This is a genomic window from Streptomyces sp. NBC_00483 (assembly GCF_036013745.1).
Lineage (GTDB): Bacteria > Actinomycetota > Actinomycetes > Streptomycetales > Streptomycetaceae > Streptomyces.
In genome coordinates this window covers 8,505,697-8,528,086 of the sequence record NZ_CP107880.1, presented here as the reverse complement: position 1 = coordinate 8,528,086, position 22,390 = coordinate 8,505,697, and the positions used below count along the sequence as shown (strand labels likewise).

The window sequence follows — 22,390 nt, the reverse complement described above, 5'->3', positions numbered from 1 at the left end:
GTCATTTCCGGGCGGGGTAATCATCGCGGCGACACGGTGTCCGCGCAGTGCGGATATCCGTTGTACTGCCCCAAAGGAGATTGACATGACTACTGGCACCGTGAAGTGGTTCAACGCGGAAAAGGGTTTCGGCTTCATCGAGCAGGAGGGTGGCGGCGCTGACGTGTTCGCCCACTACTCGAACATCGCCGGCCAGGGCTTCCGCGAGCTGCTCGAAGGCCAGAAGGTGAACTTCGACATCGCGCAGGGCCAGAAGGGCCCGACGGCCGAGAACATCGTTCCCGCCTGACGCTGACGCGTACTTTGTAGCTGGGGCCCGCATCCTTCGGGGTGCGGGCCCCAGCTACAGGCATTTCCCGCAGTGATTCGACCTGCGGGCGATTCGGATAACATCCGTCCATATCTGCAGTCGACGCTCCGGGTGAGATTTTCTCTTCGCGTCACTCGTTTTCAGCGCCTGCGCCCGCATGGATTACCAGCCGGCCAGATCCGCTTTCGCTTTTACCGTCGGTCCATTTCTCGTGATTCTCCGCGCCGTTCATCGCCGGAAGAATTCCTTGATATGCACCGCATCAAGGAAGGTTCCGCATGAACCGCACACGTACAAACGACCGATTCGCCCGCACCCGTAACGGCGGTGGCGGTGCCAATTCCGGTGCCGGAAACCGGAGCAGGTCCGGTGGGCCGGCCCGGTCCGGTGGCTACGGCCGTCGGCCCGCCGCCGTGCAGGGTGAGTTCGCGCTCCCCAAGACGATCACCCCGGCTCTGCCCGCCGTCGACGGCTTCGCCGAACTCGGCATGCCCGCGCCGCTGCTGGCCGAACTCGGCAGGCAGGGTGTGGCCGCCCCCTTCCCGATCCAGGGCGCGACGCTGCCGAACTCCCTCGCGGGCCGTGACGTCCTCGGCCGCGGGCGCACCGGCTCCGGCAAGACCCTCGCCTTCGGCCTCGCCCTGCTCTCCCGGACCGCCGGGCAGCGCGCCGAGCCCCGCCAGCCGCTGGGGCTGATCCTGGTCCCCACCCGCGAGCTCGCCCAGCAGGTGACCGACGCACTCACTCCGTACGCCCGCGCTGTCAGGCTTCGCCTGACCACGGTCGTGGGCGGCATGTCGATCGGCAGGCAGGCCAGCGCGCTGCGCGGTGGGGCCGAGGTCGTCGTGGCGACCCCGGGCCGGCTCAAGGACCTCATCGACCGTGGCGACTGCCGCCTGAACCAGGTGGGCATCACGGTGTTGGACGAGGCAGACCAGATGGCCGACATGGGATTCATGCCGCAGGTCACCGCACTCCTGGACCAGGTGCGCCCCGAGGGGCAGCGCATGCTGTTCTCCGCGACGCTGGACCGCAACGTGGACCTGCTGGTGCGCCGCTACCTGACGGACCCGGTCGTCCACTCGGTGGACCCCTCGGCCGGTGCGGTCACGACGATGGAGCACCACGTGCTGCACGTCCACGGCGCCGACAAGCACACGGCCACCACCGAGATCGCCGCCCGCGACGGCCGCGTGATCATGTTCCTGGACACCAAGCACGCCGTCGACCGGCTGACCCAGGACCTGCTCAACAGCGGTGTACGGGCCGCCGCGCTGCACGGCGGCAAGTCCCAGCCCCAGCGCACCCGCACCCTGACGCAGTTCAAGACCGGGCACGTCACCGTGCTCGTGGCCACCAACGTCGCCGCCCGCGGCATCCACGTCGACAACCTCGACCTCGTCGTCAACGTCGATCCGCCGACCGACCACAAGGACTACCTGCACCGCGGCGGCCGCACCGCCCGTGCCGGTGAGTCCGGCAGCGTCGTCACCCTGGTCACCCCCAATCAGCGCCGCGGCATGATCCGCCTCATGTCTGACGCCGGGATCCGCCCCCAGATCACCCAGGTCCGCTCCGGCGAGCAGGAACTGCACCGCATCACCGGAGCCCAGGCCCCCTCGGGCATCCCGGTCGTCATCACCGCGCCGGTCACCGAACGCCCCAAGCGCGGCACCGCCTCCCGCGGCCGTCGCCGCCCCGCTTCCGCGGCACGACGCACCTCCGCGCCGCAGCGGGCTGCTGCCGACGCGGCCGCCTGAGCCCAGAGACCTTCGTGATCAGAACACTGGCCAACCTTTGCCGGAGGCACCTTTTGACGCTGGTACAGATGCAGTCCCGCCCGATGAGCGGCGGCCCCGTGCGCGCGACCTTGGGCGACACCGTTGACGAAGCCGGGCCGCGGGTCTGGGACGACATGACGGTCGAGGTCGCCCTGTCCGTGATGGCCGGCGCCCGCGTCGGGCACCTGCTCGTCTGCGACCAGGACGGCCGACGCACCGGTCTGGTCACCCGGGCCAAGCTCACGGCTGTCCGTGACGGCTCCGCGTACACGGATCGGATCCGCCTGCGCGACCTCGGCGACGGCGGCCTCGCCCTCGCTCTAGCCCGCTGAACCAGCTCCCCACGATTGCCCTTCTTCTTGTGAGGTCTCATGCGCTGTGTCATCGCCCGCTTCCCGTTCGACCTGACCAAGAGCGGGGTGCTGGAAACGATGAAGGGCATCAAGCCCGAGCCGGTCACCGGTGAGTCCGTGATCATCGGGCGCCGCCACTACCCCGCCAAACAGGTCGGCCAGGTCATCACCCGCCAGGACCGCCGGGACTTCAGCGCGGGCGAAGTCCTCCGCGCCATGGCCCGGCTCGGCTTCACCTGCCGGACTCTGCCCGCGGCCGCGCCCGCGCCCGGCATCAGTCCGCTCCAGCGGGCTTCCGTCATGCTGGGCGCCCCCGCGCCCGCCTGATCGGCGGGGCAGGCGCGAGCCTGTCATGTGCCTGGACTGGCACAGCGTCGGACACTCCCGGCGGACGACAGCCTCTACAGGCGATGTCCCTGGGACACCGCACCCCGGCGGCGCGTCCAAGCAACATGCGGGGGCCGTAACCGCGAAGCTCCCGCAGAGAGTTGCAGGTTCCGGTCCTCTCAAGTCCCGGCCATCTGGTCGCCTGATCCTGCGGCGCGGTATTCGGCGTTGATGCGCTGGGCCTCTTCGAGTTGGTCTTCGAGGATGATGATGCGGCAGGCGGCTTCGATGGGGGTGCCCTGGTCGACGAGTTCCCGGGCGCGGGCGGCGATGCGCAGCTGGTAGCGGGAGTAGCGGCGGTGGCCGCCCTCGGAGCGCAGCGGGGTGATGAGGCGGGCTTCGCCGATGGCGCGGAGGAAGCCCTGGGTGGTGCCGAGTATCTCGGTGGCCCGGCCCATGGTGTAGGCGGGGTAGTCGTCGTCGTCGAGACGGCCGAACGAATCGTCTGCTGTCACTTGCACCTCTCTGTGTTCTCTGTGTGGAACGCGTCGAGGGGCCCGGGTGCCGAACGGCACCCGGGCCCCGAAGGAACTGCTACACCATCTGCCGGCCCTGATACTGCACCGGCCCTCTGTGTCCGCCGACCCGACCTGGAAGATGTCGGGGATGCGGGGATCGCGGTTGCTTGACCGGAGACCACCTCACTATCGATGTCCTGCGGTACCCGGGCTCAAGACATCCACCCGGGCGATCCTGATGGCGCTCGGCTCCTCCGTTTCTTCCCTCTGGGATCAAACACTTACCAACTGCCGGTACTGCTCTCCTGCTTACTGCTGATACTGCTGGTGATGCGTACTGCTCAGTGGCCTGCGGTAGCGCCACTCTTCGACAGCCAGCCCCGTCGCCCGTCCTGCATCTGCTCCGGCTTAGAACCCCACTGTCGAACTTCCCAGTGCGCGCGTCCGCAGCCGACGCCTTCACCGAGGTGCTGCTCACTCAACTGCACTGCTGGGTACTGCACTTGCCGGTACTGCTACTGCGGTACTGCTCACGGTGGCCCCTGATCACTGCGGGCCACCCGGTCCGGTCGTCAGTCCCGTCGCCGTCCTGCAACAAACCTGGCTTCGAAACTCCACCACCGCACCGTCCTGCGAACTGCAACTGCGGGTACTGCTTCCCCGGCAGTTCATCCCTGCCGGGCTTGCTCGATCTCGGCTACGAGAGAAACCATAACCACACCACCACCCAATGTCTACTCCGGCCGACATAGATTTCTGGATGTTCGCCAGTGAGGCAATCGACCTCGACCGATGGCGGCGGGTGGGAGCGAGGCGTTCATCGCCTGGTTTTCGGGCCGCCTTCCGGGGCGCAAGGTGGTCAACCGCCTCGCCCGCAACCACCGCGGTCACCCGCCCGGCCTCAGGCGGCAAGACCGTGAGCGCGCGTCTCGCCCGGTAGCACCAACGTTGCAGCAGCCCGAGCGTCGGCGAATACAATCTCGCCCATGTCGAAGCATGATGAGCTGCTCGTTGCCATGGCCGCCCTGGTGGAGACCGGGCAGAGCAATCAGATGTCCCTGACCGTCGTGACCGGTGGCGCTGTCATCACCGGTCGGCTGGCCCCCGAAAAAGTGTGGCGCCAGCGTGTCGCGGAGGTCCTGACGGACTCCACCGACCTGGGAGAGTTCTCCGTCATCTTCGATACCGCCGCGGAGAAGAACGGACCGCCCACGCATCTGCACTTCCACGTCGCCCGGATCCTGCAGGGCACGGTGGGGATCCCGGAAACCGGCGGCATGTACCGCGTCGCGATTGAAGACGTCAAAGCCTGGACCGTGGGCGACTTCAGCTATTCCGACCACTGAACAACCAGAGCACGTTGGTGTTGAACAGCTGTGTGGACGCCGTCAATCTCTACGTTGACCAACTGCGTTAGCGGCACGGCGAGTTCGACATGTCACACGCCGACTAACGCCCCTCGCGGAGGCGGAGGTTGTCCGCCTTGACGCCGGGCAGTTTCGCTTCCAGCGAGTACGTGGCGATCACCGCGGCCTGGAGCGCCGCGACGAGGATGGGCAGGCCGATGAACAGCAGGGCGATGCCGTCGCTCACGTCGGAAGTGACAGCGCCGGGGCGGTAGTTGATGCCCGACAGCCCCCAGGCGAGACAGGCCGACCCGAGGGCGGCGCCGATCTTCGTGCTCATGCTGTAGCCGGCGAACAGCAGCCCCTCGTCGCGGCGCCGGCTGCGCCACTCGTGCCACTCCGCCGTGTCGGCCACCAGCGCGGGGCCGGCGACGAAACCCAGGCCTCCGACGAGGTTGGCGACGAAGAACACCACGGTGAACGCGATGAGGTTGTCGCGCAGGAAGAACAGCAGACCGCTGAGGACGATGCACCCCATGAGGCCCAGCAGGATGCCCCGGCGCTGCCCCAGCAGCCGCAGGGTTTTCGCGGTGACCAGGGACCCGAGCACCGCGGACAGCGAGAACGCGAGCAGGATGACCGGGACGGCCGACGGCTTGTGCAGGACGTGGAGAGCGAAGTAGACGGCGCCACCGGTGATGATGCCGAGCCGCGCGAACGACAGGATCGAGAACGAAAAGACCGTCATCCAGGGCCGGTTGCGTGCCAGCGCCTTGATGGAGACCCGGATTCCGGCCCCCTCCTCGGCGATCGGAGCGGCCGGGACCCGCTCCTTGACGAGGCCGAACACGGCCCAGAAGAGGATCATGCCGATCGCGGCGTACAGCGCCATGGTCCAGGCGAACCCTGACCGTGAGGTCGACGAGCCACCGAACAGACCGATCAGCGGCTGCGTCGCGGTGGAGACCACGATCAGGCCGATGCCGACACCGAACGAGCGCATCCCCGCCAGCTGCATCCGCGTCCCGGAGTCCCGCGTGGCCATGGCCATGAGCGCCCCATACGGGACGTTGACCAGCGAGTACGCCAGCCCGACGAGCACGAACGTGACGTACGCGTAGACGATCGCGGCTGTACCGCCGCCGCCCGGCGTGAGGAACGTCAGCAGGGTCAGCGCGCCGAGCAGCGGCGCACCGAACAGAAGGTAGGGCCGGGCGCGCCCCCACCGCGAGGTCGTACGGTCGACGACCAGGCCGACCGCCGGATCGAAGAAGGCGTCGAGCAGCCGCGCGATCAGCATCAGCGTGCCGGCGGCCCCCGCCACGATTCCGGCGACGTCGGTGTAGAAGAAGAGCAGGTAGCTGGAGATCGTGGTCCACGTCAGGTTGGACGCCACGTCCCCGAGGGCGAAGGCTGCCCGTTCACTGCGGCGCACCGCGCGCGGGTCGTCCGCCGCGCCGAGCGGCACACCGGCTACGCCATCGTCTCGGGCGGGGTCCGGTTGAACGGAGTCCCTGCCGGGCGTTCTGGGCTGCCTGGTGCTCATCATCGAGTCCTTCACCTCAGCGTCATTGCCTGGATGGCTTGCAGCGCATCTTGTGTGCCTCGCGGACCTAAGTCAACGCTTCGGACAGAACCGCTCGGGCGCAGCACTTCAACCGACACTTCGCGGGCCATCACGTGATCACTCTTGCCTTAGGTCCCATAGGCACTTAAGTTGAGCGCCTGTGAATGCGTCAGACAGAGGAGGCCCGGATGCCCCGTTCTGCCAGTGGATTCCCCGACGAGGTCGATGTCGCGATCGTCGGCAGTGGCCCGGCCGGAGCCGCCTACGCCCGCGCCCTGAGCGAACTCGCGCCGCAGCTGAGACTCGCCGTCTTCGAGGCCGGTCCGCTGATCAGCGACCCGCCGGGTACGCACGTGAAGAACATCGCCGATCCCGAGCAGCGGGCCCGCGCCCAGCGTGCCTCCGAGGGGCCCCGCCCGATCGCCGAGGCCGTGTCGACCGACACCATGGACGACTACGCCAGTGACCAGCCGACACTGCAGCGTCCGGGGACCTTCCTGCTGGAGAAGTCACGGCAGCGTGCCTCCGCGGACGGACTGCCCGCCGCAGCGATGTCGAGCAACGTCGGCGGTATGGGCGCGCACTGGACCGGAGCGTGTCCGCGCCCCGGAGACAGCGAAGTCATCGATTTTCTACCGGAGTTGACCGACTGGCTGGGCGAGGCCGAGCGGCTGCTCGCTGTCTCCGCCGACGTGCTGGCCGACGCGCCGTTCGCCGACGAGGTCCGCAAGCGCCTTTCGGTGGCCCTCGACCACGACCGCGCCGGGGACCGGCAGATCCAGCCGATGCCGATGGCCGTGCGTCGCACACCGGACGGCCAACTCCTCTGGTGTGGCGCGGACATGGTGTTCGGTGACGCCACCCGGACCAACCCCAACTTCTCGCTGCACGCGGAAGCACTGGTGACCCAGGTGCTACTGGCCAAGGACGGGCAGGACGGGCAAGCCGTGCGCGGCGTGCGGGTCCGTGACCGGCGTACGGGCACCGAACACCAGGTCGCGGCCCGCTACGTCGTGGTGGCCGGCGACAGCCTGCGCACCCCGCAACTGCTGTACGCGTCCGGCATCCGCCCAACCGCCCTCGGGCGCTACCTCAACGACCAGCCGCAGCTCGTGTACGCCGTGCGCATGCGGGACCTGCCGGATCTCCCTCCCACCCCGGACGACGACGTGGGTGTCACGGCCAGCAGCGGCGTGGCCTGGGTGCCCTTCACCGACACCCACCCGTACCACGGCCAGGTCATGCAGCTGGACGCCTCACCGGTACCCCTGGCCGACGACGACCTGGCACCCGGCTCCGTCGTCGGGCTCGGCTGGTTCTGCGCCAAGGATCTGCACGCCGAGGACCGGATCGCCTTCCGGGACGACGAGTTGGACGGCTACGGGATGCCGGCGATGGACATCCACTACCGGCTCACCGAGGCGGACCACGGGGCCATCGACGGTGCCCGGACCGAGATCCTGCACGCGGCCGCCGCCCTCGGCGAGCCCCTCGACGACACCCCGCCCCTCCTCTTCCCGCCCGGCGCCTCCCTGCACTACCAGGGCACCGTCCGGATGGGCGCCACCGACGACGGCACCTCGGTCTGCGACCCGAGCAGCCAAGTCTGGTGCGTACGCGGCCTGTTCGTCGCCGGCAACGGCGTCATCCCCACCGCCACAGCCTGCAACCCGACCCTGACCTCGGTCGCCCTGGCCGTCGGTGGCGCGCGCAGCATCGCTGCCGCCGAAAGCTGACCTCACCGCCCTCACCGCCCCTGCCCGATCCGTACCACCGGAGGCTTCATGCTCGACCGGGACATCATCCAGAACCGCGGCGTACGCAACGTCGACGCCGACGGGGAGACCATCGGCTTCCAGTTCCGCCTGCGGATGCCCAACTACCGAGGACTGTGGGGCAGCCTCATCGAAGGTGTCTCCGTACAGGTCGGCGACCTGCGCTGGGACCGCGAGACACCACGGTGGACGCTGCAGGGCCGCGAGTTCACCTGCGCCGAACTGCGCACCTCGACCGATGTCCGCTGGCAGCTCGACGAGCCGGCCACCATCACCGTCCCCCACCTCGGCGGCCTGCCCGCGGGCGTGCACCTCCTCGAGGTCGACATCGCCCTCCAAGCCCCGTACATCCCGGCCGAGTTCCAACCCTCGGTCTTCCACGCCGAGCGAAAGGTCACGCTCCTGTGACGCGCGGACACGACACCCTCAACAGCGGACACGACACCTTGAAGTACGGCGTCTCCCTCTACAGCTACACCGGAGACATCAACACCCTGCTCACCCTCGACGACGCCATGGCCGAGATCGCCGACCTCGGCGCGAGTGGCATCGAAATTCTCGGCGAGGGCAACATCAGCGGCTACCCCACGCCGAGCACCCGGTGGATCGACGACTGGCACACCGGCCTGGAGCGCCACAGTCTCACCCCCACCAACTACGGGTCCTGGATCGACTCACGCATGTGGCAGCACCGCGACCTGACGGTCGACGAGGGTGTCACCATCCTCCGCCGGGATCTGGAACTGGCCTCAGCCCTCGGCTTCACCACCCTGCGCCCCAAGATCGGCGTGATCTCGATGGACCTCAAGCCGCACCCCATCTGGGAGGCGGTCATCGAGCGCGTACTGGACCGCGCGGCCGAACTCGGCATCGTCATCTGCCCCGAGATCCACGCGCCCACCCCCATCAAGCACGAAGTCGTCGACGACTACCTCGCGTTCATCGAGCGCACCGGGACCGACCACTTCCGGCTGCTCATCGACACCGGCGTCTTCCAGCGCGCCGCGACCGACGCACATCACGCCGGGCTCGACGAGGAGGCCCAAGAGGCCGGATGGCGCCGCCCCTTGGCCGTCCCGATGGCGGATCTGGTGGCGGTGCTGCCGTATGTCGCCTTCGTCCAGGCGAAGTTCTTCGACATCACCGAAGACCTCACCGATCCGCACATCCCGTGGCAGGAGATCGTCACGACACTCGTCGAGCACGGCTACACCGGCTACCTCTCCAGCGAGTACGAAGGCGACCGGATCCCCTACCGCTCGCTCGAACAGGTCCGCCGCCAGCACGCGCTGCTGCGGAAGCTGGAGCGCGAGGCCAGAGAGCACTGACACCAGTCGACTCCCCGCCGGCGGTGCCACCGCGACACCGCCCTCGGGGCGCATCGGCGCTGTCGTAACATCGCGTCAAAGGCAACCGCCCTGACGGCGAACGCGGAACGACGAACGGGGAAGACATGGACCGCCCGGTCCCGATCGGCAGCGCTCCGCCACCGGGACAGCCGATGCCGTTCTCCCCTGCCGCCACCCTGCCGCCGCTCGAAGCGGCGCCCCTCGCGATCGTCGTCAACCTCGTCCGCTCCGGCCGCGCGACGACCCGGCCCGAGCTGGTCACCGCCACCGGTCTCAGCCGCAAGGTCGTCACCCAGCGCGTCGACCAGGCCCTCGCACTGGGCCTCGTCGAGGACGGTGAGCTGGCCGCGTCGTCCGGTGGCCGGCAGGCACGGACCCTGCGCTTCCGGGCCGGAGCGGGACACCTCTACGCCGCGGTCATGGGCGCATCCGAGTTCACCGTCGCGATCATGGACCTCTCCGGCGCCGTCATCGCCTCGCACCACGAGGACTGGGACGTCGAGGTCGGACCCCGGCCCACGATGGAGCGCGTGCAGTCGGCGTTCTCCGCCCTGGCCCTCAAGACCGGGCTCGGCAGGCCGTGGGCCATCGGGATCGGGGTGCCGGGACCGGTGGAGTTCGCCACCGGCCGCCTGGTGGCGCCGCCGATCATGCCCGGCTGGGACGGCTTCAGTGTCCGGTCCTGGTTGCGCGAGCACTACGACGCGCCGGTCTGGGTCGACAACGACGTGAACCTGATGGCCCTGGGCGAGTGGACGTGCGGAACCCCGCGCGACGGCCGCGACATGCTGTTCATCAAGGTCGGCACGGGCATCGGAGCGGGCCTGGTCAACGGCGGCCGCCTGCTGCGAGGAGACCGCGGAGCGGCCGGCGACATCGGCCACACGCACGTCACCGACGACCCGTCAGCAGTCTGCCGGTGCGGGCAGACCGGCTGCCTGGAAGCCGTCGCGAGCGGCTGGTCCATGCTCGAGGAGTCCCACCGCCGGGTGACGGAGAGCCCCTACCTCACCAAGACGCTGGAGCGGACAGGCCGGCTGACCCTCGGCGAGATCGGCGCGGCCGCGGTCACCGGCGACGCGCTGGCCCTGGAGATGATCGACAAGCGGTCCCATCTGGTCGCCGACGTCATCGCCAACCTGGTCAACTTCTGCAACCCCGGAGTCCTCGTCCTGGGCGGCGGCGTGCTGCGCACCGGCCCCCGGTTCGTCGACCTCGTCTCGTCGACGGTGCGCGCGCGGTGCATCCGACTCGTCACCGCCGGCCTGACCGTGCGCGCCGCGTCCCTCGACCATCTCGAAGGTGTCACCGGCGCCGGCCTCCTCGCCGCTTCGGGGCTCTTCGCCACGGGACCGCTCACCCACTGGGTGGAGAGCGGCACCCCCCTCGGCCACGCCACCACCCTTCAACGGCTCTCGGCCGAACTCACCTGAGCTGTCCGCGCGGAGTTCAGCGTGCGTCACCCCGTGCGGCGGTGAAGGCCCGCTCGGTCCGTTCGATCTCCTCCAACTGCTTGAGGATCTCCCCCGGCGTTCCCTCCCCGACGACCTTCTGGAGCAGCGGCGTGTGGTCGAGGACGGCGTCGCGCAGCGGACGTAGCAGAGCCGGCGCGTGGTGGAACACCTTGCCGAGCGCCCAAGCCGTCTGCGACTGCCGGGCGGTGTGCGGCTTGCGCGGCGCCTCGAAGGCGTCGAGAGCCCGGCGTACGGCCGCCCCATCGGTGAGGTCGACACCCGCGAGGCGCCGGCCGAGGAAGTAGCCGTCCTCGGTCGCCATCCCGGCTCCGTAGGCGGCGTACGGGGAGGTGGGGTGGGCGGCATCGCCGATCAGAGTGACCCGGCCCTTCGACCACTGCTTCAGCGGCTTACGGTCCCGCAGCGGCCAGCTCTGCACATGGGCGGGGTCGGTGGCGGCGATGAGCTGCGGCAGCGGGTCGGGGAAGCCGCGGGCGAGGCGGGCGGCGGCGCCGTGCAGATCGTCCGGCACCGGGCGGTCGATGTCGTGGGCGCTGAGCACCCACCACTGGAAGCCGTCACGGCCCTTGCTGCGGATGGCGGTCCAGGCGCCCTGAACGGTGGGGCTGTGGGTCAGCACGCACAGCCCCTTGGGCGCGGAGACGGTATCGGCGAGGGTGTAGCCCCCGTAGAGCTGCAGATGGTGCGGCCGGATGGGCGAGTCGCCCCAAAGGGTGCGGCGGACAAGGGAGTTGATCCCGTCGGCACCGATCAGGACGTCGGCCTCGTGCACGGTTCCGTCGTCCATGTACAGCCGGGCCGTTTGGTCGTCCTGCTCGACTTTCTCCACCGTGTGGCCGGTGCGCAGCACGCCCGGCGGGAGCGCGGCCAGCAGCCGCTCGTACAGGTCGGGGCGGAGCAGACCGATGAAGCCGCCCCCATAGTCACGCACCACATGTTCGGGCAGCCGGACCCGTACCCGCCGCTTGCCGCGCACATTGCGGAACTCGCTCTGACAGGGGGCTCCGAGGTCCTCGATGTCCACGCCGAGCAGGCCGAGGGCTTTGATGGGCGCGGGCCACAGATTCAGGATGTTGCCGGCCGGCCGGGTCTGGGCGTGCCGCTCGAAGAGCGTGACCTCATGGCCCGCCTGGTGGGCGGAGAGTGCGGCGGCCATACCGGCGGGCCCGGCGCCGACAACGGCGACCCGGCCCGGTCGGCCTGCGGCGGAAGGGGTGTGCGGCATATAGCGTCTCCCGATGACCAAAAGCGTAGTGCGCGATACGGTTTCTGTTCCGGGGACATTAGATCGGCCGGACCGGGCCATGTGTCAATGGGTACGGGCAGGTTTTCCGCCAGGAGGCCGTGAGTTCGGCAGTACGGGAGCAGGAGCGAGAATGGCCCGCATGTCCACCACCGAACGGCGCACCGACGACCTGGAGATCCGCGAGCCGCGCCAGGAGCGCACCCGCCGCGCGTGGGCCCGCATCCTGGACGCAGGTGTCTCACTCGTCGAGGAGGGCGGCTACGAGGCGTTCACCATCGCGGCCCTCTGCGAAAAGGCGCAGGTCGCTCCCCGGGCGCTGTACGACCGCACCACCAACAAGGACGCGCTCTTCCTCGCCGTCTACGAGCACGGCATCGCCCGCATCGTCGCCGACCAGCAGCCCTTCCGTAACCCGGACCGCTGGCGGGGCATGCCCGCGGACGAGTTGATCACCGCTGCCGTCGCTCAACTGACGGATCTCTTCAGGCGACACGCGGCCTTCCTCAAGCCCGTTCTCCTGCTGTCCGGCGCCCACCCCGAAGTACTGCGCCGCGGCCGGTCCCACGTCCACACCCTCGCCGATACCTTCACCGCGCTTCTGCTCGGCGTCCGCGACGAGATCACCCACCCCGATCCGGAGACGGCCGCACGCCAGTGCTTCGCCACGATCTTCTCCGCATGCGTCGTCCGCACCGCCCACGGCGCGGACTTCGCCACCGAGGCGGTGGACCAGGACACCTTCACCGCCCACCTCGCCCTGACGGCCGGCCGTAGCCTGCTGGCCCCGTCCCCGGCCGCCTCGGTGCAGTGAGACACCACCTCATCGACTTCATGGTGTGTCAGGAGCCCGCGGTGACGAGGCCCTCGGTCTGCTCATCAGTGACCTCGCCGTCGGCGGAGCCAGGCCACACCCGCGGTCTGCGGGCGGATCCGGGCGGTGGCCAGGTTCATGCCGGGCATGGTGGCCGTGCCCATGCCGATCAGGATCTCGGCGGGCAGGACGTGGGCGGCGTAGGAGCTGTCGACCATCGGTCGGATCAGGAGCAGCATGCCGATGGCGGCGAGCAGGAAGCCGGGGCCCATCAGCCACCGTGCCGGGACGCGGTTGACCAGACGGGTGCTGAACTGTGTGGAGCCGATGACCAGGCAGACGACCAGCGGCAGGAAGGCGATGCCGGTGACCACCGGCGAGTAGCCCAGGTTCAGTTGCAGGAAGTAGGTCAGGAACAGGAACTGGCCGAACATGCCGACCATGGCCAGGCCCACGGAGAGGTACGCGCCGCCGCGGTTGCGCTGCTCCGCCCGGTCGTGGACGTACAGGAGAGCGCCGATCGCCGAGCCAGGCACCCCCGAGCACGACGCGATGGTGCTGCTCGACCCGGCCGCGTTCGAGCCCGTTCAGGCGCCTTCGGCAGCGGCACCCGGGCCGGAGGAAAAGTGCTGAGCGGCCGTGTCGAGCCGGGTCATCGCGTCGTGGTCGGCCGTGTCCGGCTCGGTATGGACCGCGGGCATCAATGTGGACACGGCGTGACTGCGCACGGACTTGGCGCGCGCCAAGATCCTCAAGACCTCGCGCCACACCCCTCTCCCGAAGGACCTGCTCACGATGTTCGCGGTCTGCAGTCAGCGCCTATTAACCTGACCTCGGAATGACCGTCAAAGGCGATCAGCGACCGCTTGCGCGTAGCGGGCGGCGAGAGCGGACTGGTTGCCGCCCGTGACGAAAGCGGCCTCCGCGGCGAGCAGCTCCGCCAGGGCGGAGTCCTGCCCCTCCAGACCAGGCGCGCAGACGGTCTCACCCAGGCGTAGGCCGGTCAAGCTGGCCGACGCGACGTCCTCAGGCGTCATCGCCCAGGGGATGTTGTGGCCTGCGCCGCTGTTCCATTCCGTCGCCACGACACCCGGACACACAACCTGGACGCGGACCGGGGTGTCTGCGATCTCGGTGGCGAGGGTGCGGGTAAATCCCAAGGTGGCGGCCTTCGCGGCGACGTACAGGGTGCGCCGGGGCGCCCGCGGGTCCGTGAGGCCCGCGCTGAAAGCGAGCAGCGAGGCGACGGTGATGATCGAGCCCTCGCCCGCCGCGAGCATTCCGGGAAGCGCGGCGCGGACCAACCGGATGGGGGCCACGGCGTTGAGGGTGAGCAGCGCCTCGATGTCGGCCGGCTCGACTTCGGTGAGCGGTGCGTAGCCGCCGGCGCCGGCATTGCTGATCAGCATGCCCACGTCCCCGGTGGCCAGCCGGTCGGTGACAACGGCGATGCCGTCGTGGGACGCAAGGTCGGCGGGCAGCACCTCGACGGCCGCCCCACAGGCGCGCAGTTCCTCGGCGAGGTCGGCGAGGCGGTCCCCTCGTCGCGCCACCAGGACGAGGTCGTGGTCGTCCGCCAGGAGCCGGGCGTAAGCGGCACCGATCCCGGAGGAAGCGCCAGTGATCAGAGCAAGGGTACGAGTCATGCAAGCCGCCATCCTCAAGCGTTGAACCAATGTCAAACGCTTGATGGCTATGAAGTGTCATAGCCTTGTCGAGTGACACGACACGATGAGGACCCCGTCGGGCCGAACGCCCTCGACCGGATTACCTGGGCGTTGCGCCGCGCGGAACTGGCTGTCCAGACACTCAAGGAACAGCGGTTGCGCCCGCTGGGCCTGGCTGCCTCGCACTACATGCTCCTGATATCGGTGCACTCCGAACCCGGACTGACCGGCGCCGAGCTGGCCCGCCGGCTCAACGTCACCCCCCAGGCCGTCGCCTCACTGGTGACCCGCTTGGAGGGCCGCGGATTGCTGGAGCGACGCGAACACCCCCGCCACCGCCACGTACAGGAGTTGCACCTCACCGATGCCGGGCGGGACGTGCTGCGCGCGGCAGACAGGGTGATCGCCGACATCGAGCGGCAGATCACCGACGGGCTGGACCGGAAGGAGGCGGCACAGCTGCGAGGACTGCTCGACCAGGTGGCTGACGTAGCTCGGAAGGCATGACACCGGTTCCGGCCCCGGAACTCCACACCTGTGGGGCTCGCAAAGTCATCGCCGCAGGTGGAATGGTAGAGCGGCCCCGGCTGGGACCATGTCCGCCGTGATCCTCTCGATGCTGTACAAGGTGGCCCGCAAGCTGCTGTCCGCCCCGCGGTGCTGCTACGCCGCGACACCTCGAAGGACGCCGAGTTGCTTGTCCTCCGCCACGAGAATGCGGTGTTCCCGCGTCAGATCACCGGCCCGGTCCACTACGAACCCGCCGACCGGTTCTGGCCGGCCGCACTCTCCAGCCTGATGTCGGTGCGGTCCACGTACAGGATGGCGTTCATGATCTGCCGCAGGTCGTGTTCGGGTGGGCGGCCGATGTCCAGGGCGTCGCGGCGGCGCCGGGTCCGCCAGGCGGTGAGGTCCGGTTCGATCAACATCCGGCATTCGTCGGACAGTTCGCCGGGATACCCGTCGCGCGGGGTCATGTTTCCGGTGTACCGCGCGGCGAACGGCCCGACCAGGGGTAAAGGCCAGGGACACGAGGCGAGGTGGGACGAGACGGGAGGTGCTGGAATGGAACAGCCCTCTCCCGCCACATCGCAGCCCCTCACCTCACCGGCCCCTCAGCCTCGATCTGGCCGGGCCATCAAACCGCAATCTATCGCCGTGAATCAGCGTCAAACACTCAGTTACGGGGCGGTGCCCCACAGGAGTTGGCCGCCGGAGTAGACGCCGATCTTCGGGGCGTCCGTGTACGAACTCGCGGTGCCGTGGCTGTAGTCGTCGGCCTCGTTGAGGTTCGACCAGTCGGCCCGGTGCAGCCGCAACTGGATGTCGCCGGTCGAGGCACCCGCGGCGAGCGTGCCGCCGGTGACGTTGACCTTCAGGTAGCGATTGGCCCCGGTCGCCGTGCCGTTCGTCGACACCGAGTGGGTCAGGTTCGAGCAGCCGATCTGCGCCCAATCGCACCACGTCGTGTACGAGGAGGCCGAGTCGTCGAACCAGTAGCGGATCTCGACGTCCTTGAGACTCTGCGCACTACTACCGGTGTTGACCACCTTCAGGTTCATCCCGATGGCGTTGTCCGTCAGGCCCGTATCGCTCGTCTTGTACTGCACCTTCAGATTGCCGGTGCCCGACCCACCCCCCGAAGTCGTCGTGCCGGCGACCTGCGCGGACTGGGCCGAGGCGTTCCCGGCGGCGTCCCGCGCCCGCACCTTGTACTGGTAGGTGGTGGAGGCGGTCAGAGCGCTGTCGGTGTACGTCGTGCCGCCGGTGGAGCCGACGAGGGTCCCGTTGCGGTACACGTCGTACGACGCGACGCCCACGTTGTCCGTCGAAGCGGTCCAGGACAGTGACACCGACGACGAGGTGGCGCCCGTCGTCTTCAGCCCCGCCGGGACGCTCGGCGCCTCGGTGTCGGGGCCCGGGTCGCCGCCGCCGTTCAGCGGCGGGTAGGCGTTGGTCAGCAGCATCTGGAACTGTGCGGAGAACCAGCGGCCGGCCAGCGGGGCGTCGGCCATGGCGCCGGTCGGATTGTTGCCGTTGCGTGCGTTGCCCTCGTAGGTCGGGTCGCACATCCGGTCGAAGCCCTTGCCCTCGTCGTTGTCGATGGGCTGGCTGTTGCCGTCCGACTCGCCCGGGGGCTTGGCCCACACGTACGCGTCGATGCCCGGCTCGGGCGCGGTCTGCGGGCGTTCGCCGACTCCGGCTCCCTGCTGGTTGCACCAGTTGCCGGTGTGGATGCGGCGGTCCACCCTGCCGCCGTCGACGTAGGCGTCGGCGGAGGTCTGCGGGCCGGGGCCGGTGGGCCGTGCGGTGCCGCCCCAGCCGTTGCGGGCGGTGTCGATGAGCATGCCGAGGCCGGAGTTGAAGCCGCCGCGGCTGACCAGGCGCTCACGCAGCGCCTGGGCGAAGCCCAGCTCGTCGACGTAGTAGTTCCAGTCGACCCACTTGGACTGGCGCACGGTGGTGCCGTTCACCGAGTCGGTGACCTTGAAGTTCGGCTCGTGCAGCGCACCGTAGTTGGCGGTGTTGACGATGAAGCCGGCGACGTCGTCGACCGTCGCGCCCTCGGAGGTGGCGGCCTTCTTGAACTCGTCGACTGCCGGGTCGAAGTTGGTGTCCCAGCCGAGCCAGCCGTGGTGGCCCGCGTCGATGTAGTTGTAGACGTTGGGGATGTCGCCGAGCTTGTTCAGCGCGTAGCCGACGCCCTTCTCGTACGACCCCACTTCCTTCACGTGCCGGCAGGCGTCCGTGGCGCCGGCCGCGCTGCCCGCGTTGGTGACCATGTTGGGCAGCGAGTCCGGCTCGATCAGCGCGGAGATCCGCAGTGCCGCGTACTTCGGGTCGGCGAGGATCGCCGCGATCGGGTCGATGTACTCCGACTTGTACCGGTCGAGCTCCTCCGCCTTCAGCTCGCCGTTGGAGGCGAGCGCCGAGCAGTCGCGGCCCGGCAGGTCGTAGATGACGACCTGGAAGAGCGTGGCGCCCTGCGTCAGCGCGTGGTCGAGGTGGGCGCGCAGGCCACGGCCGTTGGAGGTGCCGGTGATCGCGGCGATCCGGTCCATCCAGACGAAGCTGGGCTCGTCGGCGATGACGGAGCCGCCGGGCTCGGCCTTCGCCTTGGCGGACCAGTCCGGGTTGACGTACGGCTTGGCGCCCACGTACGGGTTGTCGACCCGGGCCGCCGCGGCCGCCGAGGCCGGTGCGGTAGGCAGCGCGACGCTGAGCGCGGCTCCCATGGCGAGCGCAGGCAGCAGCGCCGCGAGCCTCCTGAAGCGGCTCTTGCGTCTGAGGTGCGTGGTGGTGTTCATCGTTGTGTGGTGTTCCTCTCGGATAAGGGTGTGCGGGGGTACGGCCCGGTGGCGGGAGGCAGCGGGAAGGATTCCCGCCACCGGGTGTCTGGGGGTGGATCAGGGCGCGGTGCCCCACAGGAGTTGGCCGCCGGAGTAGACGCCGATCTTCGGGGCGTCCGTGTACGAACTCGCGGTGCCGTGGCTGTAGTCGTCGGCCTCGTTGAGGTTCGACCAGTCGGCCCGGTGCAGCCGCAACTGGATGTCGCCGGTCGAGGCGCCCGCGGCGAGCGTGCCGCCGGTGACGTTGACCTTCAGGTAGCGATTGGCCCCGGTCGCCGTGCCGTTCGTCGACACCGAGTGGGTCAGGTTCGAGCAGCCGATCTGCGCCCAATCGCACCACGTCGTGTACGAGGAGGCCGAGTCGTCGAACCAGTAGCGGATCTCGACGTCCTTCAGACTCTGCGCACCACTACCGGTGTTGACCACCTTCAGGTTCATCCCGATGGCGTTGTCCGTCAGGCCCGTATCGCTCGTCTTGTACTGCACCTTCAGATTGCCGGTGCCGGTCCCGCCGCCGGGCTCAGTGGTGACGCTCACCGGACCGGTGGGTGGCGAGGCGTTCCCGGCCGCGTCCAGGGCGCGCACGGTGTAGCTGTACGCGGTGGACGCCGTCAGCCCGGTGTCGGTGTACGTCGTGCCGCCGGTGGAACCGACGCGGGTGCCGCCGCGGTAGACGTCGTACGACGTGACGCCGACGTCGTCCGTGGCGGGGTCCCAGGCCAGCGAGGCGGACGACGAACTCGCCCCGGTGGACCGCAAGTTGCGGGGCGCGGTCGGCGGCGTGGTGTCCCCGCCGCCCGAGCCCTTACTGGCCTCGAACGAGAAGGAGTTCACGCCGAGACCCTGGCCGCCCTGCCAGATCTCGAAGCCGGCCTCCGCGTCGATCAGGTAGTGCGCGGGGTTGATCTGGCCGCGCGCGGTGGCGTCGTCGACGAGGCGCTTCACGTCGAGGTCGGTCACCGCGGTGGCGCCGCCCTGCAGCACGTACGAGATGACCTTCCACCCGGAGGCGCCGGGCCCGGTCCACACGTCCCAGGTCCTGCCGTCCGCCGTGACCGTGGCCGTGCGGGAGCCGATGGGCTGGACGCCGCCGCGGTGGTTGATCCAGATCATCACCTCGGTGCCGTCCGGCTGGTCGTCGGTGGTGGGCGTGGAGTTGAACCACAGGTCGTACGAGGCGTTCCAGGCGCCGGAGGCGACCTGCGTGGTGTCGAACGTCGAGCGGGCGCTGCCCAGTTCGCCGACCCGGATCGGCAGGCCGCTGTTCGCGGTGCACACGCCCCAGTGGCAGCCCTTGTAGCTGGACGGGTAGGTGGCGGGCGGTCCCGCCGTGGTGAGCGAGAAGTTCGCCTCGGTCAGCTTCCAGGCGCCGGTCGCGGTGTCCACGCTCGCGCACTGGCGGGCCGAGGAGTTCCACTCGTTCTGCTGGTACGTGTACGTGCCGCCCTGCGTCTCGGTGGTGCCCCACTGGGTGCAGTCGGTGACCGACGCGGCCGCCGCCGGGACCGCGCCGGTGAACAGCGCGAGCCCGGCGAGCAGGATGCCCGCGGCGGTGGCGGCGAGGGCGCGACGCGGGTGTCGTCCCGTCACGGCGCCGTCCCCCAGACGAGCTCGCCGCCGACGTACGCGGTGATCTTCGAGGCGTCCGCGAAGGCCGCGTTCGTACCGCGGCTGTAGTCGTCGGCCTCGTTGAAGTTCGACCAGTCGCTCTTGTGCACACGCAGCTGTATCTCGCCGGAGTCGCCGCCCGCGGCGACGCTGCCCGCGCCGGCGCTGAAGCCGACCTCCAGGTAGTGGTCCGCGCCGGTCTTCGGGCTGCTCAGGGCGACCACGCGATGGGTGATGTTGGCGGCGCCGAGCATCGCCCAGTCGCACCAGGTGCTGTATGTGGACGGGCCGCCGTCGCCGGTGAAGTAGTAGCGGACGGTCACCGTGGAGAGGCTGAGCGCGCCGCCGCCGGTGTTGCCGACCTTCAGGGACATGCGCAGGGCGTTGTCGGTGGCGTTGGAGTCGGTGCTCTTGTACTGGACCTTGGCCCCGCCCGTACCGCCGCCCGTCTTGGTGGTGCCGGTGACCTCGGCGGACAGTGCGGAGGCGTTGCCCGCGGCGTCGCGGGCGGCGACCCGGTAGTGGTAGGCGGTGGCGGCGGAGAGCCCGGTGTCGCTGTAGGTGGTCGCGGTCGGGGTGCCGACCGGGGTGCCGTCGCGGTAGACGTCGTACGCCGCGACGCCCGTGTCGTCGGTGGACGCCGTCCAGCTCAGCGACACGCTGGTGCCGGTCGTCGCCGTCACGGTCAGGCCGGTCGGGACGGTCGGCGCGGTGGTGTCGCCACCGCCGCCGGGGCCGCCCTCGTCGCCGAGGAGCTCGGCGTACGAGGCGAAGGAGAGCGCCAGCGCGGCCTGCGCCCAGAAGCGGTGGTAGGTGAAGACCGGCGGGGCGCCACCGTCGAGATACGTCTGCACCTTCGACCAGCCCGGCTCCTGCTTGAGCCACGGCCGCATCCCGATGAAGGTCGTGCCGGAGCCCAGCTTCACGCCTTGCGGGGAGGTGCCGGACCAGCCCGCCGGGAAGTACACCGGATCGTCGAAGCGGTCGTAGTCGCGGCGGGTCTCGGGGACGGCGATGCCCTTGGCGTCGGCGTGCTCGGCCATGGCGTCGAGCAGGGACTTGGCGAGTCCGGCGGAGTCGGCGTCCCCGGACTTCGCGGCGTAGTAGATCAGCGTCATGGCCAGCGCCGCACCCACGCCGACGTCGTCGCTGTAGTCGACGACGGACACGTGCAGGCCGGTGTTGGCGCCGGGGCTCGTGGCGTTCCAGGTGTCGGGGGCGCCGGTCCAGCCCAGCGTGGAGGGGAAGCGGTAACTGCCGTCGGAGCCGACGGTGGTCTGCTTCGAGGCCCACGCCACCCACTTGTCGAGGACGGCCTTCGCGGTCGCGTTGTTGGTGACGTAGTAGTACTGGGCGACGCGCTCCATGCACCACACCTGGAAGCCGAACCAGTTGTTGCTCGGCGGGTCGTGGTAGACGGGCTGCCAGTCGTACGCCATGCCGTAGAAGGTCGGTGTGCCGGCCGGCGGGGTGCCGTACTGGCCGTCCCAGCTGTTGGAGCAGCCGCCGGCGAGCCCGCCTTCGGAGGACTGCAGCCAGCGCAGGAACTCCAGCTGCCGGGTGAGCGACTTCTGCCAATCGCCCTTCGCCGTCGGCGACTTGGGGGTGAGGGCGGGGATGGTGGACAGCGCCCAGGCGGCGAGGGGGTTCTGGTAGCCCTGGTGGGCGATGCCGTCGCCGATGCGCCAGGCCCAGCCGCCGCCGGTGCCTGCGGAGCCGCCCCACGCGTAGTACCAGGACAGCAGGTAGTGCTGGGCATCGCGGCCGGAGGCGGGCTGGCAGCCGGTCGGGCTGGTGCAGTCGCCGATTTTCTTGAAGTACTTGTCGAACATCGAGTAGCGCAGGTAGTCGCCCATCTTCGCGGCCTTGGCCACGGAGGCGGAGACCTGGCTCACCTTGCCCTGCGCCGTCGCCCACGTCAGCGCCCAGTACGCGGCCTGCACGGCGCGCGCGTCGGCGTCGGGGGCGTTGGTGTACTTCCACTGCTTCGCGTACGAGGCGTCCTTGACGAAGAGGTCGAGGTAGCCGTTGGCGCCGCCGTACTTGAAGAGGTCGGTGCTGGGCTGCGGGACGGTCTCCCAGACCGACTCCTGCGCGCCGCGCTGGTAGCTGTTGACGAAGGACGCCATCTTGCCGGGGCCGAGCTCGTCGCCGGTGCCGGGCTTGTTGCCGAAGCCGTAGACGTTGTCGAGGTCCATCAGCCAGTGCATGCCGTAGACGTCCATCGTCCCGTACGCGGAGGCGAGTTCGGCGGCGATGGGGTCGGAGCCGACGGAGACGGAGGAGGTCAGCTCGGACGGGTAGCTGGTGACCTGCGGGTGCTCGGGCGCGTAGGTGGCGGGCTTGGAGGGGGTGTACGAGTCGTTGGTGGGCTGGTCGATGTGCGGCGGGATGATCGAGGCCTCGGCGACCTCCCAGGACTTGTTGAACGGGGCCCAGTCGCCGGTGACCCGGCCGTACGCCGCCTCCAGCCAGATCCAGAAGCTGAACGCCTCGGAGGTCGTCTGGTGGCCGTGGTCGGGAGCCTCGACGATCAGGGTCTCGGCGCAGTGGTACGGGATGCCGTCCGGGCTGAAGTAGCCGCTGTCCGGGCTCTTGATCTTGTTGTACTGGGTGAGGAAGGCCTCCGTGTAGGGGCCGTCGGCGGCGGCCGCCGCCTGTGCGGCGGAACCGGCCGGGGCCCCGGCAGCCTGGGCGAACGCCTGCCCGGCGCCGAGGGCTACGAGCGCGCCGCCGGCCACGCCGACGAAGGAACGCCGGGAGAGTAACGCGGATCTTTCGGATCTTTCGGGCACCTCGGGGTGTGCGGACACAGGTCCTCCAAGAGGGGGTCCGGGTGGGAGTGGTGGTGGTGCCGTGCCGGGGCAGCTCCCCATCCCGGCACGGCGGCACGCTGGAACGGTCCGG

17 protein-coding genes and 3 pseudogenes are annotated in these 22,390 nt (G+C 69.5%); 11 read left to right on the top strand and 9 right to left on the bottom strand.

Annotated elements, in window-relative coordinates:
• Positions 1-85: 85 nt before the first annotated feature.
• The 4 genes and pseudogenes from OHA73_RS38050 (at position 86) to OHA73_RS38035 (ending at position 2,771) form a co-directional block, all read left to right on the top strand.
• Complete coding sequence (locus OHA73_RS38050; protein ID WP_266723107.1) at positions 86-289, top strand: cold-shock protein; 204 nt, start codon at positions 86-88, stop codon at positions 287-289.
• A gap of 299 nt (positions 290-588) precedes the next feature.
• Positions 589-2,070 carry a DEAD/DEAH box helicase gene (locus OHA73_RS38045; RefSeq protein WP_267068186.1) on the top strand — a complete coding sequence of 494 codons (1,482 nt, stop codon included), beginning with the start codon at positions 589-591 and terminating at the stop codon, positions 2,068-2,070.
• A 53-nt stretch (positions 2,071-2,123) separates the two neighbouring features.
• A pseudogene (locus tag OHA73_RS38040) lies at positions 2,124-2,399 on the top strand (CBS domain-containing protein); the annotation flags it as partial.
• Positions 2,400-2,462: 63 nt separating this feature from the next.
• Complete coding sequence (locus OHA73_RS38035; protein ID WP_267068188.1) at positions 2,463-2,771, top strand: SCO5918 family protein; 309 nt, start codon at positions 2,463-2,465, stop codon at positions 2,769-2,771.
• Between the two features lie 179 nt (positions 2,772-2,950).
• Here the strand turns inward: OHA73_RS38035 and OHA73_RS38030 are convergent, their stop codons facing one another.
• Entirely contained in the window at positions 2,951-3,286 is a 336-nt protein-coding gene (locus OHA73_RS38030) for a MerR family transcriptional regulator (protein WP_266723099.1), read from the bottom strand.
• A 989-nt stretch (positions 3,287-4,275) separates the two neighbouring features.
• Here OHA73_RS38030 and OHA73_RS38025 point away from each other — a divergent pair.
• Positions 4,276-4,635, top strand: coding sequence for a hypothetical protein (locus OHA73_RS38025; protein WP_266723095.1), 360 nt, complete (start codon positions 4,276-4,278; stop codon positions 4,633-4,635).
• 103 nt (positions 4,636-4,738) lie between these two features.
• Here the strand turns inward: OHA73_RS38025 and OHA73_RS38020 are convergent, their stop codons facing one another.
• Positions 4,739-6,181 (bottom strand): MFS transporter, encoded by a 1,443-nt coding sequence (locus OHA73_RS38020; RefSeq protein WP_327657387.1) that lies wholly within the window; start codon positions 6,179-6,181, stop codon positions 4,739-4,741.
• Positions 6,182-6,390: 209 nt separating this feature from the next.
• On the opposite strand from OHA73_RS38020, the gene OHA73_RS38015 reads away from it, so the two are divergent.
• From OHA73_RS38015 to OHA73_RS38000, 4 genes are all read left to right on the top strand, one after another.
• Positions 6,391-7,938, top strand: a complete 1,548-nt coding sequence (locus OHA73_RS38015; RefSeq protein WP_327657386.1) for a GMC oxidoreductase — start codon at positions 6,391-6,393, stop codon at positions 7,936-7,938.
• 48 nt (positions 7,939-7,986) lie between these two features.
• On the top strand, positions 7,987-8,385 hold the full coding sequence (locus OHA73_RS38010) for a C-glycoside deglycosidase beta subunit domain-containing protein (protein ID WP_327657385.1): 399 nt from the start codon (positions 7,987-7,989) through the stop codon (positions 8,383-8,385).
• Entirely contained in the window at positions 8,382-9,305 is a 924-nt protein-coding gene (locus tag OHA73_RS38005) for a sugar phosphate isomerase/epimerase family protein (protein ID WP_327657384.1), read from the top strand. Before OHA73_RS38010 ends, OHA73_RS38005 begins: the two co-directional genes overlap by 4 nt.
• 125 nt (positions 9,306-9,430) lie before the next feature.
• Entirely contained in the window at positions 9,431-10,759 is a 1,329-nt protein-coding gene (locus OHA73_RS38000; RefSeq protein WP_327657383.1) for an ROK family protein, read from the top strand.
• 16 nt (positions 10,760-10,775) lie between these two features.
• On the opposite strand, the gene OHA73_RS37995 is transcribed toward OHA73_RS38000, so the two are convergent.
• On the bottom strand, positions 10,776-12,026 hold the full coding sequence (locus OHA73_RS37995) for an FAD-dependent oxidoreductase (RefSeq protein ID WP_327657382.1): 1,251 nt from the start codon (positions 12,024-12,026) through the stop codon (positions 10,776-10,778).
• Positions 12,027-12,186: 160 nt separating this feature from the next.
• Between OHA73_RS37995 and OHA73_RS37990 the strand changes: the two genes are divergently transcribed.
• Positions 12,187-12,858, top strand: coding sequence for a TetR/AcrR family transcriptional regulator (locus OHA73_RS37990; protein ID WP_327657381.1), 672 nt, complete (start codon positions 12,187-12,189; stop codon positions 12,856-12,858).
• Between the two features lie 92 nt (positions 12,859-12,950).
• Here OHA73_RS37990 and OHA73_RS37985 read toward each other — a convergent pair.
• Positions 12,951-13,340 (bottom strand): annotated as a pseudogene (locus OHA73_RS37985) (MFS transporter); the annotation flags it as partial.
• 363 nt (positions 13,341-13,703) lie between these two features.
• Positions 13,704-14,504, bottom strand: a complete 801-nt coding sequence (locus OHA73_RS37980) for an SDR family NAD(P)-dependent oxidoreductase (RefSeq protein ID WP_327657380.1) — start codon at positions 14,502-14,504, stop codon at positions 13,704-13,706.
• 72 nt (positions 14,505-14,576) lie between these two features.
• On the opposite strand from OHA73_RS37980, the gene OHA73_RS37975 reads away from it, so the two are divergent.
• Positions 14,577-15,032: a MarR family winged helix-turn-helix transcriptional regulator gene (locus OHA73_RS37975; RefSeq protein ID WP_327657379.1), complete on the top strand. Its 456-nt coding sequence runs from the start codon at positions 14,577-14,579 to the stop codon at positions 15,030-15,032.
• A gap of 290 nt (positions 15,033-15,322) precedes the next feature.
• Here OHA73_RS37975 and OHA73_RS37970 read toward each other — a convergent pair.
• The 4 genes and pseudogenes from OHA73_RS37970 to OHA73_RS37955 form a co-directional block, all read right to left on the bottom strand.
• A pseudogene (locus OHA73_RS37970) lies at positions 15,323-15,502 on the bottom strand (transposase); the annotation flags it as partial.
• 204 nt (positions 15,503-15,706) lie between these two features.
• Complete coding sequence (locus OHA73_RS37965; RefSeq protein ID WP_327658601.1) at positions 15,707-17,761, bottom strand: glycoside hydrolase family 6 protein; 2,055 nt, start codon at positions 17,759-17,761, stop codon at positions 15,707-15,709.
• Between the two features lie 171 nt (positions 17,762-17,932).
• Positions 17,933-19,465, bottom strand: a complete 1,533-nt coding sequence (locus OHA73_RS37960) for a GH12 family glycosyl hydrolase domain-containing protein (RefSeq protein WP_327657378.1) — start codon at positions 19,463-19,465, stop codon at positions 17,933-17,935.
• Positions 19,462-22,224: a glycoside hydrolase family 48 protein gene (locus OHA73_RS37955; protein WP_327657377.1), complete on the bottom strand. Its 2,763-nt coding sequence runs from the start codon at positions 22,222-22,224 to the stop codon at positions 19,462-19,464. The genes OHA73_RS37960 and OHA73_RS37955 overlap by 4 nt, the downstream gene beginning before the upstream one ends.
• Positions 22,225-22,390 lie beyond the last annotated feature (166 nt).

Excerpts from the sequence above, each read along its gene's own strand:
- OHA73_RS38050 (WP_266723107.1), top strand. The coding sequence starts at position 86 with ATGACTACTGGCACCGTGAAGTGGTTCAACGCGGAAAAGGGTTTCGGC.
- OHA73_RS38045 (WP_267068186.1), top strand. The coding sequence starts at position 589 with ATGAACCGCACACGTACAAACGACCGATTCGCCCGCACCCGTAACGGC.
- OHA73_RS38035 (WP_267068188.1), top strand. The coding sequence starts at position 2,463 with ATGCGCTGTGTCATCGCCCGCTTCCCGTTCGACCTGACCAAGAGCGGG.
- OHA73_RS38025 (WP_266723095.1), top strand. The coding sequence starts at position 4,276 with ATGTCGAAGCATGATGAGCTGCTCGTTGCCATGGCCGCCCTGGTGGAG.
- OHA73_RS38020 (WP_327657387.1), bottom strand. The coding sequence starts at position 6,181 with ATGAGCACCAGGCAGCCCAGAACGCCCGGCAGGGACTCCGTTCAACCG.
- OHA73_RS38015 (WP_327657386.1), top strand. The coding sequence starts at position 6,391 with ATGCCCCGTTCTGCCAGTGGATTCCCCGACGAGGTCGATGTCGCGATC.
- OHA73_RS38010 (WP_327657385.1), top strand. The coding sequence starts at position 7,987 with ATGCTCGACCGGGACATCATCCAGAACCGCGGCGTACGCAACGTCGAC.
- OHA73_RS38000 (WP_327657383.1), top strand. The coding sequence starts at position 9,431 with ATGGACCGCCCGGTCCCGATCGGCAGCGCTCCGCCACCGGGACAGCCG.
- OHA73_RS37995 (WP_327657382.1), bottom strand. The coding sequence starts at position 12,026 with ATGCCGCACACCCCTTCCGCCGCAGGCCGACCGGGCCGGGTCGCCGTT.
- OHA73_RS37990 (WP_327657381.1), top strand. The coding sequence starts at position 12,187 with ATGTCCACCACCGAACGGCGCACCGACGACCTGGAGATCCGCGAGCCG.
- OHA73_RS37980 (WP_327657380.1), bottom strand. The coding sequence starts at position 14,504 with ATGACTCGTACCCTTGCTCTGATCACTGGCGCTTCCTCCGGGATCGGT.
- OHA73_RS37965 (WP_327658601.1), bottom strand. The coding sequence starts at position 17,761 with ATGGGAGCCGCGCTCAGCGTCGCGCTGCCTACCGCACCGGCCTCGGCG.